Source organism: Myceligenerans crystallogenes, from assembly GCF_039529775.1.
Lineage (GTDB): Bacteria > Actinomycetota > Actinomycetes > Actinomycetales > Cellulomonadaceae > Myceligenerans > Myceligenerans crystallogenes.
In genome coordinates this window covers 210397-222965 of record NZ_BAAANL010000008.1, presented here as the reverse complement: position 1 = coordinate 222965, position 12569 = coordinate 210397, and the positions used below count along the sequence as shown (strand labels likewise).

The 12569-nt window shown below is 73.6% G+C and carries 11 protein-coding genes; 7 read left to right on the top strand and 4 right to left on the bottom strand.

Going from position 1 to position 12569, the window contains the following annotated elements:
- Nucleotides 1–36: 36 nt before the first annotated feature.
- The 4 genes from ABD208_RS18200 (at nucleotide 37) to ABD208_RS18185 (ending at nucleotide 4252) form a co-directional block, all read left to right on the top strand.
- Nucleotides 37–1368 carry an MFS transporter gene (locus ABD208_RS18200; protein ID WP_344105691.1) on the top strand — a complete coding sequence of 444 codons (1332 nt, stop codon included), beginning with the start codon at nucleotides 37–39 and terminating at the stop codon, nucleotides 1366–1368.
- A 105-nt stretch (nucleotides 1369–1473) separates the two neighbouring features.
- Nucleotides 1474–2154, top strand: a complete 681-nt coding sequence (locus tag ABD208_RS18195; protein ID WP_344105689.1) for a DUF2306 domain-containing protein — start codon at nucleotides 1474–1476, stop codon at nucleotides 2152–2154.
- A 14-nt stretch (nucleotides 2155–2168) separates the two neighbouring features.
- Nucleotides 2169–3602 carry a sensor histidine kinase gene (locus tag ABD208_RS18190; protein ID WP_344105688.1) on the top strand — a complete coding sequence of 478 codons (1434 nt, stop codon included), beginning with the start codon at nucleotides 2169–2171 and terminating at the stop codon, nucleotides 3600–3602.
- A complete protein-coding gene (locus ABD208_RS18185; protein WP_344105686.1) occupies nucleotides 3599–4252 on the top strand; it encodes a response regulator in 654 nt (217 codons plus the stop codon). The genes ABD208_RS18190 and ABD208_RS18185 overlap by 4 nt, the downstream gene beginning before the upstream one ends.
- A 1-nt stretch (nucleotide 4253) precedes the next feature.
- On the opposite strand, the gene ABD208_RS18180 is transcribed toward ABD208_RS18185, so the two are convergent.
- Nucleotides 4254–4838: an SRPBCC family protein gene (locus ABD208_RS18180; RefSeq protein WP_344105684.1), complete on the bottom strand. Its 585-nt coding sequence runs from the start codon at nucleotides 4836–4838 to the stop codon at nucleotides 4254–4256.
- A gap of 286 nt (nucleotides 4839–5124) precedes the next feature.
- Here ABD208_RS18180 and ABD208_RS18175 point away from each other — a divergent pair, with 286 nt between their 5' ends.
- The 3 genes from ABD208_RS18175 (at nucleotide 5125) to ABD208_RS18165 (ending at nucleotide 7061) form a co-directional block, all read left to right on the top strand.
- On the top strand, nucleotides 5125–5691 hold the full coding sequence (locus tag ABD208_RS18175) for a TetR/AcrR family transcriptional regulator (protein ID WP_344105682.1): 567 nt from the start codon (nucleotides 5125–5127) through the stop codon (nucleotides 5689–5691).
- A gap of 112 nt (nucleotides 5692–5803) precedes the next feature.
- A complete protein-coding gene (locus ABD208_RS18170) occupies nucleotides 5804–6583 on the top strand; it encodes an LLM class F420-dependent oxidoreductase (RefSeq protein WP_344105680.1) in 780 nt (259 codons plus the stop codon).
- Nucleotides 6584–6614: 31 nt separating this feature from the next.
- Nucleotides 6615–7061, top strand: a complete 447-nt coding sequence (locus tag ABD208_RS18165; RefSeq protein WP_344105678.1) for an SRPBCC family protein — start codon at nucleotides 6615–6617, stop codon at nucleotides 7059–7061.
- Nucleotides 7062–7091: 30 nt separating this feature from the next.
- Here ABD208_RS18165 and ABD208_RS18160 read toward each other — a convergent pair whose 3' ends face one another.
- From ABD208_RS18160 to pheT, 3 genes are all read right to left on the bottom strand, one after another.
- Entirely contained in the window at nucleotides 7092–8912 is a 1821-nt protein-coding gene (locus tag ABD208_RS18160; protein WP_344105676.1) for a glycoside hydrolase family 15 protein, read from the bottom strand.
- Nucleotides 8913–8985: 73 nt separating this feature from the next.
- On the bottom strand, nucleotides 8986–9960 hold the full coding sequence (locus ABD208_RS18155) for an SDR family NAD(P)-dependent oxidoreductase (protein WP_344105674.1): 975 nt from the start codon (nucleotides 9958–9960) through the stop codon (nucleotides 8986–8988).
- Complete coding sequence (gene pheT / locus ABD208_RS18150) at nucleotides 9953–12568, bottom strand: phenylalanine--tRNA ligase subunit beta (RefSeq protein WP_344105672.1); 2616 nt, start codon at nucleotides 12566–12568, stop codon at nucleotides 9953–9955. The genes ABD208_RS18155 and pheT overlap by 8 nt, the downstream gene beginning before the upstream one ends.
- Nucleotide 12569: the final 1 nt, after the last annotated feature.

Genomic DNA, 12569 nt, shown 5'->3' with positions numbered 1-12569 from the left:
TTCGTCGTCCTACGAACCATGGGACAAGATCAGACCATGAACGAGACCGCGGCTCCCGACGCCGGTACCCCGGCGGGTACCGAGATGCCCGGGTGGAAGAGGAACGTCGCCCTGTTCCTGACGGGGCAGACGTTCTCCCTGCTGGGTTCGATGATCGTGATGTACGCCGTCATGTGGCACCTGACGATCGAGACACGATCCGGGTCGGTGCTCATGCTGAGCATCGTGTTCGGCATGCTGCCGCAGGCGTTCGTGTCGATCTTCGGCGGGGTCTGGGCGGACCGGCATCATCGCAAGTTCCTCGTCATGGGGGCCGACACGGTGATCGCGGTGGCGACCCTCGCGCTCGCTTTCCTCATGGCCTCCGGGGTGGACTCGCTCTGGGTGATCTACGCGGCGCTCGCCGTGCGCTCGGTGTTCGCCGGGATCCAGACGCCGGCGGTGAGCGCGATGATCCCGCAGATCGCACCACCCGATCAGCTGATGCGCGTGAACGGCATGTTCCAGTCGATCCAGTCCGCCATGATGCTGATCGCCCCGGCCGCCGCCGCGGCCATCTACGCGAGCTTCGACATCGTGTCCGTCTTCTTCCTGGACGCCGTCACGGCGCTGATCGGCGTGGGCATGCTGGCCTTCGTCCCGGTACCGCGCCTGATCCGGTCCGACGCCGGTGCGCCGGTGAGCTACTTCGGGGACCTGATCGCGGGCGTCCGATACATCCGCTCGCACGCACCCGTGCGCTGGCTGATGACCCTGTTCGCGCTCACGATGTTCCTGGTCGGCGCGCCGAGCTACCTCACCCCGCTCATGGTCACCCGCACGTTCGGCGACGAGGTGTGGAAGCTGACCGCCAACGAGTTGTTCTGGGGCTTCGGCATGCTCGCCGGTGGCGTGGCCATGGCGGCGCTCGGGCCGAGGATCGTGCACCGGATCCGCCTGCTCGTCGGTGCGGTGATCGCCACGGGCGTGCTCGTGTTCGGGCTCGGGATCGCCACGAACATGTGGGTGTTCTTCTCGATCGGCCTGCTGATCGGCGTGACCTTCGCGGCGCAGAGCACGCCGTCGATGACCATCATCCAGGAGCGCGTGGAACCCGAGATGCAGGGCCGCGTGTTCGGGTTCGTGGGCATCGTGATGACCGTGGCCATGCCGCTGTCGATGGTGGTGTTCGGGCCGCTCGCCGACCGGTTCTCCGTGGAGTCGCTGCTGGTCGTGGCGGGGCTGCTGCTGTTCGCGGTGGTCGCGGCGATCCTGGCGGTGCCGACGGCCCGGCGGTCGCTGGCGCAGATCGACGTCGCGCCGGAACCCGCCGGGACCGGCGAGCCGGCGCCCGCGGGCGAGGCCGTTCACGCCTCACCTCGGGAGTGACCCGCTTCCCCGAGGCGCCGTGGCCTCGGAGCCGGCCATCCGGCCGGTGAAGTCCGGCCGGATGGCCGATAGCGGTTGGCCTGGCCGACGGCGAAGACTCTGGGCATGGCCCTCACCACCGTCCCTGGAAGTCCTCGCGTCCGGCCCGCTGACTGGCTCGTCCCCGCCGGGCTCGTCCTGGTCTCCGTCATTCCGGTGCTCGCCGGCGCCGCGCGCGTCGGCGAGCTCGCCGGCGAGCCGGCGGCCACGGAGGAGAACGCGCGTTTCGTCACCGCGCCGGTTCCCGTGATCGTGCACATCGTCGCCGTGACGATCTACTCGATCCTCGGCGCCTTCCAGTTCTCCCCCGCGTTCCGGCGGCGCCACAACGGCTGGCATCGCACCGCCGGGCGCGTGCTGGTGCCCGCGGCCTTCGCCACCGCGTTGTCCGGCCTGTGGATGACCGCGTTCTACGACCTGCCGGCGAAGGACACCGTGGTGGTCAACTCCGCGCGGTACGTGGTCGGCGTGGTCATGCTCGTCGCGCTGGTCCTGGCGGTCCGCGCCCTGCTCCGGCACGACTACGCGACGCACGGTGACTGGATGACGCGGTCCTACGCGCTGGCGATGGGGGCGGGTACGCAGCTCCTGCTCCTCGGCCCGTGGACGGTCATCGCGAGACCCGAGCCGGACGACCCGGCCACGCCGGTGGTCAACACGATCCTGATGACGCTCGCGTGGGTCGTCAACGCCGTGCTGGCGGAGTGGATCATCCGCGGCCGGATCCGCGACCGGGCCCGGCGATGACTACGATTCCCCGCGTGCGGGCTGTCAGCGGGCAGGCTCCCCGGCGCCCGCTCCGTGCGGCGGCCGGGCGCCCGGCCGCGCCCGGAGCGCAGCCTCCTGCCGCCGGTGACTGGCTTCTCGTGGCGGTAGCGGTGACGCTGGCGATCACCGAGGCCGCGCTCCGCCCGGACATCCCCTGGCCAGCCGCCTCCGCGGCCGCGAGCACACTGTCGCTCGCCGTGCTGCCGTGGCGCCGCGTGCACCCGCTGGCGGTGCTCACCTGGGCCGTCGCCGCCGGTTCGACCCTGGAGATCGTCCAGATCGCCCAGGGCGTGGTCCCGGTCGGCCTGTACTCCGGCGTGGTCGGCATCCTCGCGCCGTACGCCCTGTTCCGCTGGGGGTCCGGGCGGGCGATCCTCGTCGGCGCACCTGTGGTGACCGCCGGCGTCGCCGTGTCGGTCCTGGCAGGCGGCGGCCGGTTCGACGACGCCGTCGGCGGCCTGACGCTGCTGGTCCTCGTCGCCCTCTTCGGCGAGGTGGTACGCCAGCGGGTCGCTGCCCGCGCCCGTGAGCTGGAGCGGGTCCGCGCGCAGGAGCGCGAGCTCATCGCCCGCGACCTGCACGACACCGTCGCCCACCACCTGTCGGCCGTCGCGGTCCGGGCCCAGGCGGGCCAGATCAGCGCCGCGGCCGGATCCGGGGACCCGGCCGCGGCCGTCGAGGCCCTGCGGATGGTCGAGGACGAGGCCCGCCTCGCGCTGACCGAGATGAGATCGCTCGTCGGCATGCTCCGCAACGAACGGCCACCGGACCCGGTACCCGGGATCGAGCGGCTGAGAACGCTGGTCGATCCCGGCCCGCCACCCGTCACGGTCCACATCGCCGACGACGCCGCGCCGCTGCCCGCCGCGACCAGTACCGCGCTGTTCCGCATCGCCCAGGAATCGGTCGCCAACGCCCGCCGCCACGCGCGGGACGCCACCCGCATCGCCGTCGAGCTGGCACGGCGCGAGGGAGGCGTCGTCCTGACCGTGCACGACGACGGCGCAGCCGTTCCGCAGCTCCGGCGCGCACCCGGCCACGGCCCGCCGCCGGACACCGGGTACGGGCTGACCGGCATGCGCGAACGCGCACGCGCCCTGGGTGGCAGCCTGCAGGCAGGGCCGGACGGCGATCACGGCTGGATGGTCCGGGCGAACCTGCCGGCAGGGCCGTCGGAACGCGGCGGCGGGGCTGGTCAGGACCATCGCACGTATCGCGACAGCACCGCCGGTCAGAAGCGCGACGCCCGCCGAGGCAGCGACCCCCGCGAGAGTCACGACCCCCGCCAGGATCACGACGCCCGCCAGCGCCGCGACACCCGCCGGGGTCACAACACTCTCCCGGGCCGCGACCCTCGTGAAGGCGGGGACGACAGCGGCGCCTGGCTCGACCCCAGGCCCGGTCACGGGCAGACGGAGGCACGATGACCGTACGGGTACTCGTCGCGGACGATCAGCCGATCGTGCGCACCGGGCTGCGCACGATCCTCGACGCGCAGCCGGGCATCGACGTCGTTGCCGACGTGGCCGACGGGCAGGAGGCGGTCCGCGAGGCGCGGCGGCTGCGCCCCGACGTCTGTCTCCTGGACATCCGGATGCCGGTGCTCGACGGCGTGTCCGCGACCCGCGTGCTCGCGGGACCTGGTGTCGACGATCCGATGGCCGTCGTCGTCATCACGACCTTCGACCTCGACGAGAACGTGCACGCCGCGATCCGGGCCGGCGCCCGGGGCTTCCTGCTCAAGGACGCCGGCCCCGCCCTGCTCGCGCAGGCGGTCCACGCCGCCGCGAACGGTGACGCGCTGATCGATCCGGCCGTCACCGTCCGGCTGCTCGCCCACTTCGCCGGACGAAGCCCCGATGCCGCCCCGCGTCCGCCGGGCGAGCCGCTCACCGCCCGCGAGGAGGCGGTGCTACGGCTCGTCGCGGCGGGGCGCACGAACCTCGAGATCTGCGCCGAGCTGAACCTCGGCATCAGCACGGTCAAGACACACCTGGCCGCGATCATGGCCAAGACCAGGACCCGCAACAGGGTCGAGGTCGCACGCTGGGCGTTCGAGTCGGGCCTGGCTTCCTGAGTCAGCCGACGGACTCGGCTTCCGCGGCTGCCTTCCAGGCGTCCAGCGAGTCGCGCATCATCCGCGCGATCGTGCCGTTCACCACGCTGCTCAGGACCGGTCGCAGGATCCCCGCCGTCGGCTGGAACGAGTACGTCCACGTGATGCGGGTGCCGCCCGGGACCTCCTCGTAGACGAAGCTCGCCACCGCGTACCGGATGGCCAGCCGGCGCTGCGGGTTGGTGAATCCCCAGATCATGTACCGGAACTCGGCCGGCGAATCGGCAAGAACCTCCTCGGCGAGATAGTGCCCGTCGGCGAACTCGACGCTCCGCCGGTGTCCCGTGCGGTCCTCGGCCGGATCCCAGGAGCCGGACAGCGGCACCGTGGCGACGACGCGGGTCGAGTCGTCGTCGGTGGTGACCAGATCGCCGAGTTCCCGCCCCGGCGCGTTCATCCAGGCCAGGTACTCCTCCCGGGACAGGCCGACGACGACGTCCTCGGCGAGCGTGACGTAGCCGTCCGCGGCCGGAGCCGGCCGCGGCTCGTCATACCGCGGCGGGTCCGACGGCGGCGCTCCCGCCCACACGGCCGCTGCTCCGGCCACGGCCACCACCAGGCCGAAGAGGCCCAGCCGCCTGCCCCGGCCCGTGCCTGATCCCCGTGCCGAACCGTCTCCCGTCGAACTGCTCCTCGCAGGGCCCTCTGCCGCGCCGTTCCCTGCCGAGCCGCTTCCTGCTCGGCCCTCCGGCGCCGAGCCGTTCGCCGCGGCAGTTGCCGCCGCACCGCCCGAAACTTGATCCGTTCCCATGACGACCTCCTAGGTTGACAACGTCAACCGCAGGCTAGGACCATCAGGTTGACGCCGTCAACCTGATGGTTAGATTCGATCCATGGACTCCACCAGGGACCGGATCGTCCGCGCGGCCGCGGAGCTGGTCGACCACGGCGGCCCAGCCGCCGTCACACTGCGCGAGGTAGGAACGCGCGCGGGGGTCTCCCGCGCCGCGCCCTACAAGCACTTCACCGGCAAGCGCGACCTCCTGGCCGCGGTCGCGGCCACCGAGCTCGACCGGCTCGCCGGGACGATCCGCGCCGCGGCCGCCGGCACCCGCTCCCGTGTCGAGGCCTTCGAGACCGCGACCCTCACGTACGTGCGGTGGGCGCAGGAACATCCCGAGCGGTTCGAGCTGGTCTTCGGCCGCTGGGACGACGAGGCGCACCCGGAACTCGACGCCGCGGCCGAGCGGGCGACGACGGCGCTGCTCGGCCTCGCCCACGACGCGGTGGCGGCCGGCGAACTCCATGGGTCCCCCGACCGCATCGCCGTCCTCGTCTGGTCGCTCGGCCACGGCGCCGCCGCGCTGGACGTCGCGGGCCACCTGCACAAGAAGCCCGGCGGCCCGTCCGCGGCGGACCTGGTCCGCGACCTGCTCGGCCTGCTCCGCGAGCACCCCTGACCGGGATCCGTGACCCAGCCGGGAACCCCGGAGGAGCTCGCCCGGGTCGCATCCGGTTCCGAGATCGCCCATCACTGGCCAGCCCGCACCAGGCGCGCCTAGGCTGACCGGCATGACCTCTCGCGCACTTCGTATCGCGGTCCAGCTCCAGCCGCAGCACGCCGACTACTCCCAGCTCCGCGACGCCGTCCTGCGCGCCGAGGACCTGGGCGTCGACGTCGTCTTCAACTGGGATCACTTCTACCCGCTCAGCGGCGACCCCGACGGCAAGCACTTCGAGTGCTGGACGATGCTCGGCGCCTGGGCGGAGCAGACCGAGCGCGTCGAGATCGGCGCCCTGGTCACCGCGAACTCGTACCGCAATCCTGACCTCCTGGCGGACATGGCGCGTACCGTCGACCACATCTCCGGCGGCCGGCTGATCCTGGGCCTGGGCGCGGGCTGGTTCGCGAAGGACTACGACCAGTTCGGCTACGAGTTCGGCACCGCCGGCACCCGGATCGCCGCGCTCGCCGAGGCCATGCCCCGGATCAAGAGCCGTCTCGCGGCGGGCAACCCGGCCCCCACCCGCGAGATCCCGGTCATGATCGGCGGTGGCGGGGAGAAGAAGACCCTCCGCATCGTCGCGGAACACGCGGACATCTGGCACACGTTCGGCGACGTCGACACCCTGACCCGCAAGTCGGGGATCCTCGACGAGCACGGCGCCGTCGTCGGACGTGACACGGCGGCGCTCGTCGAGCGTTCGGTCGGGGTCGACGGCGTCGACCCGTCCGAGACCGGCGAGAAGCTCGTCGCGGCCGGGGCCACCCTGTTCACGATCGGGGCGAGCGGGCCGGACTACGACCTGTCGCACGTCCAGAAGTGGCTCGCCTGGCGGGACGCCCGATGAGCTCCGCCCGCCGCCGGCCGGTGGCCCGCTGATGGCCTCGTACAGCGTCTCCGCGGAAGTCGCGGCACCGCCCGAGGCGGTCTGGCGGGTCGTGTCCGACGTCGAGTCGATGCCCGGGTGGACCGCCTCGATGAGTTCGGTCCGGGTCGTCGAGGGCCCGAACCCGCCTGCCGTGGGATCGGCCGTCCGCATCGAGCAGCCCGGGCTGCCGCTGGCCGTGTGGACCGTGGACGAGTGGGACCCGCCGCGCAAGTTCGGCTGGACGAGCGCCGTGCCGGGCGTGCGCACGCAGGCGGAGCACGTCGTCGAACCGGCGGGCGACGGCAGGAGCCGGGTCACGCTGGCGATCACCCAGGTCGGCTGGCTGTCCGGCGTCGTCGGCGCGCTGCTGCGCCCGAAGATCCGCCGCCTGGTCGACGCCGAGCTGGCCGGGCTCAAGGCCCGGGCCGAGTCCGGGGCTCCGGGCGCAGGCGTCTGATCGGTCCCGCCCTGCGCACGCACCGCCGGCTCAGGCGGTGACTGCCTCCCGGGCCGGGGCGCCGGCCGGGCCCAGGTCGAGGCCGAGCCGGAGCGCGGAGTTGACCAGGCCGAGGTGACTGAACGCCTGGGGCGTGTTGCCGAGCAGCCGGCCGGTGGCCGGGTCGTACTCCTCGCTGAGCAGGCCGAGGTCGTTCCGCACCCCGAGCAGCCGCTCGAACAGCGCGACCGCCTCGGCGCGGCGGCCGATCCCGTGCAGCGCGTCGACCAGCCAGAAGCTGCACACCAGGAAGGTCGCCTCGGAGCCGGGCAAGCCGTCCACCCGGCCGTCGGCCTCGGTGCGATAGCGCAGCAGGAAGCCGTCGTGCGACAGCTCGCGCCGGACGGCCTCGACCGTTCCGATCATGCGGGGATCGTCCCAGGGCAGGAAGCCGACGTGCCCCATGAGCAGGAGTGCGGCATCGACGCCGTCCGACCCGTAGAACTGGGTGAACGTGTTGCGGCGGGCATCGGATCCCCGCTCGCAGACGTCGGCGTGGATGGTGTCGCGCACCGCGCGCCAGCGGTCCACGGGGCCCTCCAGCCCGTACTGCTCCACGGCCCGCACCGCGCTGTTCATCCCCGCCCACGCCATGAACCGCGAGTGGACGAACGCCCGCCGCGGGCCGCGCACCTCCCACAAGCTGTTGTCGAGGTCCTGCCAGTGGCCCTCGAGGAAGTCGAGCAGCGTGCGCTGGAGCCGCCAGGCGTCGTCGTCGGCCTCCAGACCCGCCGTCCGGGCCAGGTCCAGCGCCTCGAGCGTCTCGCCCCAGACGTCGAGCTGGAGCTGGGAGACGGCCCCGTTGCCGATCCGCACCGGGCCCGACCCCTCGAAACCGGGCAGCCAGTCGAGGATGATCTCCGGCAGCCTGCGCCGGCCGTCCAGGCCGTACATGATCTGAAGGTCCGCCGGGTCACCCGCCACCGCGCGCAGCAGCCACTCGCGCCAGGCCCGCGCCTCGTCGACGTATCCGGTGCCCACCAGCGCCTGCAGCGTGAAGGCGGCGTCGCGGAGCCAGCAGTACCGGTAGTCCCAGTTGCGCGTGCCGCCGAGCTCCTCGGGCAGCGACGTCGTGGCCGCGGCCGCGATCCCGCCGGTCGGGGCGTACGTCAGCGCCTTGAGCGTGATGAGCGAGCGTTCCACGGGCTCCGCCCAGGGGCCGTCGTAGGTGGAGCGGGAGATCCACTCCCGCCAGAACGACTCCGTGCCGTCCAGCGCGTCGCCGGCGTCGACGGGACCCGGGGCCGCGACGTGCGACGGATGGTGGACCAGCACGAACGGGACGCGCTCACCGGCGGAGACGGTGAACGCCGCGCGCAGCTCGCCGCCCTGGTCGTCGGCGTGGAACTCCATGGCGACAGGGGTGTCGAGGGCGAGCGCATCCGGCCCGGCGACGGCGTGCACCCGGTCGCCCGCGGCGGTGACCCAGGGCGCCACGTTCCCGTAGTCGAAGCGGGGCCGTAACGTCGTGGCCACCGGCACCCTGCCGCTGATCCCTTCGACGACGCGGACGACGTCGGGCCGCTCGCCGCGCGGCGGCATGAAGTCGATCACGCGCAGGCTGCCGCCGGGCAGGTCCCACTCCGACTCGAGCACGAGCGTGCCCGGGAGGTACCTGCGACGCGTGCACTCGCCGCCCGCGGCCGGGCCGAGTCGCCACGTACCGTGCCGTTCGTCGCCCAGCAGGGCCGCGAACTGGGCGGGCGAGTCGAAGCGCGGCAGGCACATCCAGTCCAGCGCACCGTCGCGACCGATCAGCGCTGCGCTCTGGAGATCCCCGACAATTCCGTAATCTTCGATTCGACGCGGCATCGGGTTCCACGGTAGATGCCGGGCGGCCCGATCGCAGGCCCAGCGGCCGACGACGTCGCCCCGCGCCGCTCCCTCAGCGGCCCGTGAACGTCTCCGCCAGCGGGTCCGACGCGGTCTCCGCGGGCAGGACGCGCAGCCGGCGGCGTGCCGTCGCGGGCACCACGTTCCGTGCGGCCGCATCCGCGGCGAGCTCCCGCAGGGACTCCGGGGTGTCATGGGTGGCGCGGACCAGCCAGCCCGAGCAGGCGTCGAGCGTGCCCGCCGCGATCGCGTCCACCAGGTCCGTGACCCGCGCGGGCGGTGTCCACTCGGTGCGGTGCGCGTGGATCGCCAGCGCGGTGGACATCTCGGTCCTCACCACACCCGGTGCGACCTCGAAGACGCGCAGGCCCTGTGCGAAGCCCTCGGCGTGCAGCGCCGCGCCCAACCGGACCAGGGCGGTCTTGCTCGCGTTGTACGCGGAGTGACCGGCCGGGCCCTCGTGCGTGCTGGCGCCGGAGGCGAGATCCACGATCCTGCCGCCGCCGCGCGCGATCATGCCGGGAACCACGTACCGGTCGAGCAGGAAGGCGCCGCGCACGTTGACCTCGAAGGTGGCCCACCACTCATCCGGGTCCGCCGTCCACAGCGGCGCCTCGGGCTCGAGGCGGCCGGCGTTGTTCACCAGGAGGTCGACGGAGCCCAGGCCGCCGTCGGCGGGCGCCGCCTCGACCTGCTCGACGGCGGCGCGGACGTCCGCCTCGGATGTCACGTCACAGGGCACGACGACGACGCGCCGGCCGAGCTCGCGGAGCTGTTCCGCGACCTCGGCGAGGCGTGAGACGTCCCGGGCGAGAAGGGCCACGTCGCACCCTGCCCGGCCCAGGGCGAGGGCGATCTCGCGGCCGATACCGCGAGACGCCCCCGTGACCAGGGCGGTGCGGGCGGGCGCGACGACGCGCCCGCCCGGCACCGCGCCCTGCGTCGGCAGGCCGGCCGGCGCGGGCGCTGCACCCGGCACCGAGCCCGCGCCCTGGGCAGGCTGCGAAGGCCGCGCCTCGTCAGGCACGCAGCACCGCCCCCGTCTTCTCGGCGGCGGCGACGATCGCCTCCCGCGCGCCCCGCACCTCGTCCGCGGACAAGGTGCGGTCCGCGGCGCGCAGGCGCACCGCGTAGGCGAGCGACTTCTTGCCCTCGCCGAGCTGCTCGCCGGTGAAGACGTCGAACAGCTGAGCGTCCTCCAGCAGGTCGCCGCCGCCGGTGAGGATCGCCGCGCGGACGGACGCGGCAGGAACGCTCGCGTCCACCACGAAGGCGAGGTCCTCCTTGGCCGCGGGGAACGCGGAGACCGGCATCGCGGTCACCGGCTCGCCCGGGGCTGCGGCGGCGAGCCCGGAGAGGCTGACCTCGAACGCGCAGGAGCGGGCGGGCAGGCCGACCGCCTCGACCACCTTGGGGTGCAGCTCACCGGCATGGCCGATCAGCCGGCGGTTCCCCGCGGCGTCCACGGCCTCCAGCCTGGCGCAGCGGCCCGGGTGCCAGGGCAGGTGCTCGGCGTCCGGCGTGACGACCACCTCCACCCCGGCGCGCTCGGCGACGAGGCGCGCCGCGGCGAGCGCGTCGGACCAGTCGGCCTTGCGGCCCGCGCCCCACCAGCCGGCGGGCTCACGATTGCCCGCGAGCACGCCGGCGACGCGGCGGTTCTGGTCCGGTGTCGCGGCGGCCAGGGCCGCCAGCTCGGCATCGGACGGGCGCACCCCGCCCGGCAGCGCGGGTGCCGCCGGTGCGTCCGCCGCCGGGCGGGTGACGAGGCCGACCTCGAACACCGCGACGTCCGGCAGACCGCGTGACACGTTGCGGCGCGCCGTCTCCAGGAGCGTGACCAGCAGGTTGGTCCGCAGGTAGGGGCGGTCGTCGGCGAGCGGGTTGGCGAGCCGGACCGAGACCCGGCGCGGGTCGCCGGCGGGCAGGCCGAGCGCGTCGTAGTCCTGGGCTCCGACGAACGGGTAGCTCAGCACCTCGGTGAAGCCGGCCTCGGCGAGCGCCCGGGCGACGGAACGCCGCATCCGCTGCTCGGCGGTGAGGCCGTTGCCGCCGGGTGCCTGCGGCAGGATCGACGGGATCTGGTCGTAGCCCTGGATCCGCACGACCTCCTCGACCAGGTCGGCCGGGCCGGTCAGGTCGGGCCGCCAGGTGGGCGGGGTGACCTCGAACGTCGCGGTCTCGCCCGCGGGCGCGCCGTCGGCGACGGTGCAGCCGATCTCCTCCAGCGTGCCGTGCACCTGCCCGGGCGCGTACTCCACGCCGGACAGCCGCGTCGGCTCGGTGACCTTGAGCGTGATCGGCGCGGGCGCCGTCGTCTCGTCGAGGTCGCTCACCGCCGGGTCGGCGGTGCCGCCGCCGTGCTCGACGAGCAGGTCGACGACGCGCTGCGCGGCCACGGCGGGCAGCCGCGGGTCGACACCGCGCTCGAACCGCTTGGCGGCCTCGCTCGGCAGCTTGTGCCGGCGGGCCGTGCGCGCGACCGTGATCGGGTCGAAGTGCGCGGCCTCGATCAGCACGTCGGTGGTCGTGTCGCTCACCTCGGTGGACTCGCCGCCCATGACGCCGGCCAGGCCGAGCACCCGGGACGCGGCGGCGCCGCCGGGCGAATCGGTGATGAGGAGGTCCTCCGTGTCGAGCTTCCGCTCGACGTCGTCGAGCGTGGTGAGCTTCTCCCCCGCGGCCGCGCGGCGCACCACGATCGGGGCGGCGACCTTGCCCAGGTCGTAGGCGTGCAGCGGCTGGCCGAGGTCGAGCATCACGTAGTTGGTGACGTCCACGGCGAGCGAGATGGCGCGCATGCCGGCCTGCTCCAGGCGGCGCTTCATCCACCCGGGCGACGGCGCGGACGGGTCGATCCCGCGCACGATCCGCGTGACGAACCGGTCGCAGCCCGTGCGGCCGTCGATCGGCGCGGCGTCGTCGACCCGCACCTCGAAGCCGTCCGGCGTCGCGGCGGGCTCCGCGACCGCGGGCAGCCCGCGGTCGGTGAACCTCGCGCCCGTGGAGTGGGCGTACTCGCGCGCCACGCCGCGGTAGCTGAACGCGTACCCGCGGTCCGGGGTGACGTTGATCTCCAGGATCTCGTCGCCGAGGCCGAGGAGCGCGATCGCGTCCTGGCCCGGGGCGAGCTCGGCGGCGTCGAAGCCCAGGTCGCGCGGGAGCACGATGATCCCGGCGTGATCCTCGCCGAGGCCGAGCTCCTTCTTGGAGCAGATCATGCCGTCGGACACGTGGCCGTACGTCTTGCGCGCGGCGATGGCGAACCCGCCGGGCAGGACGGCGCCGGGCAGCGAGACGACGACGAGGTCCCCGACGCCGAAGTTGTGCGCGCCGCAGATGATGCCGCGCGCACCGCCGTCGGGTACGTCGGCGTCGTCGACGCCCTTGATCTGCGTGACGTTGTGCTCCGGCCCCACGTCGACCAGGCACCAGTTGATCGTCTTGCCGTTCTTCTGCGGCTCGGGGTTCTGCGCGAGCACGCGGCCCACGACGAGCGGGCCGGTCACGGCGGCCGCGTGGATCTCTTCCTCTTCCAGGCCCACCTTCACCAGGGCCTCCGCGAGCTGCGCGGCGGTGAGGTCCTCGGGCAGCTCGACGTGCTCGGCGAGCCAGTCCTTCACGATGCGGGGCACG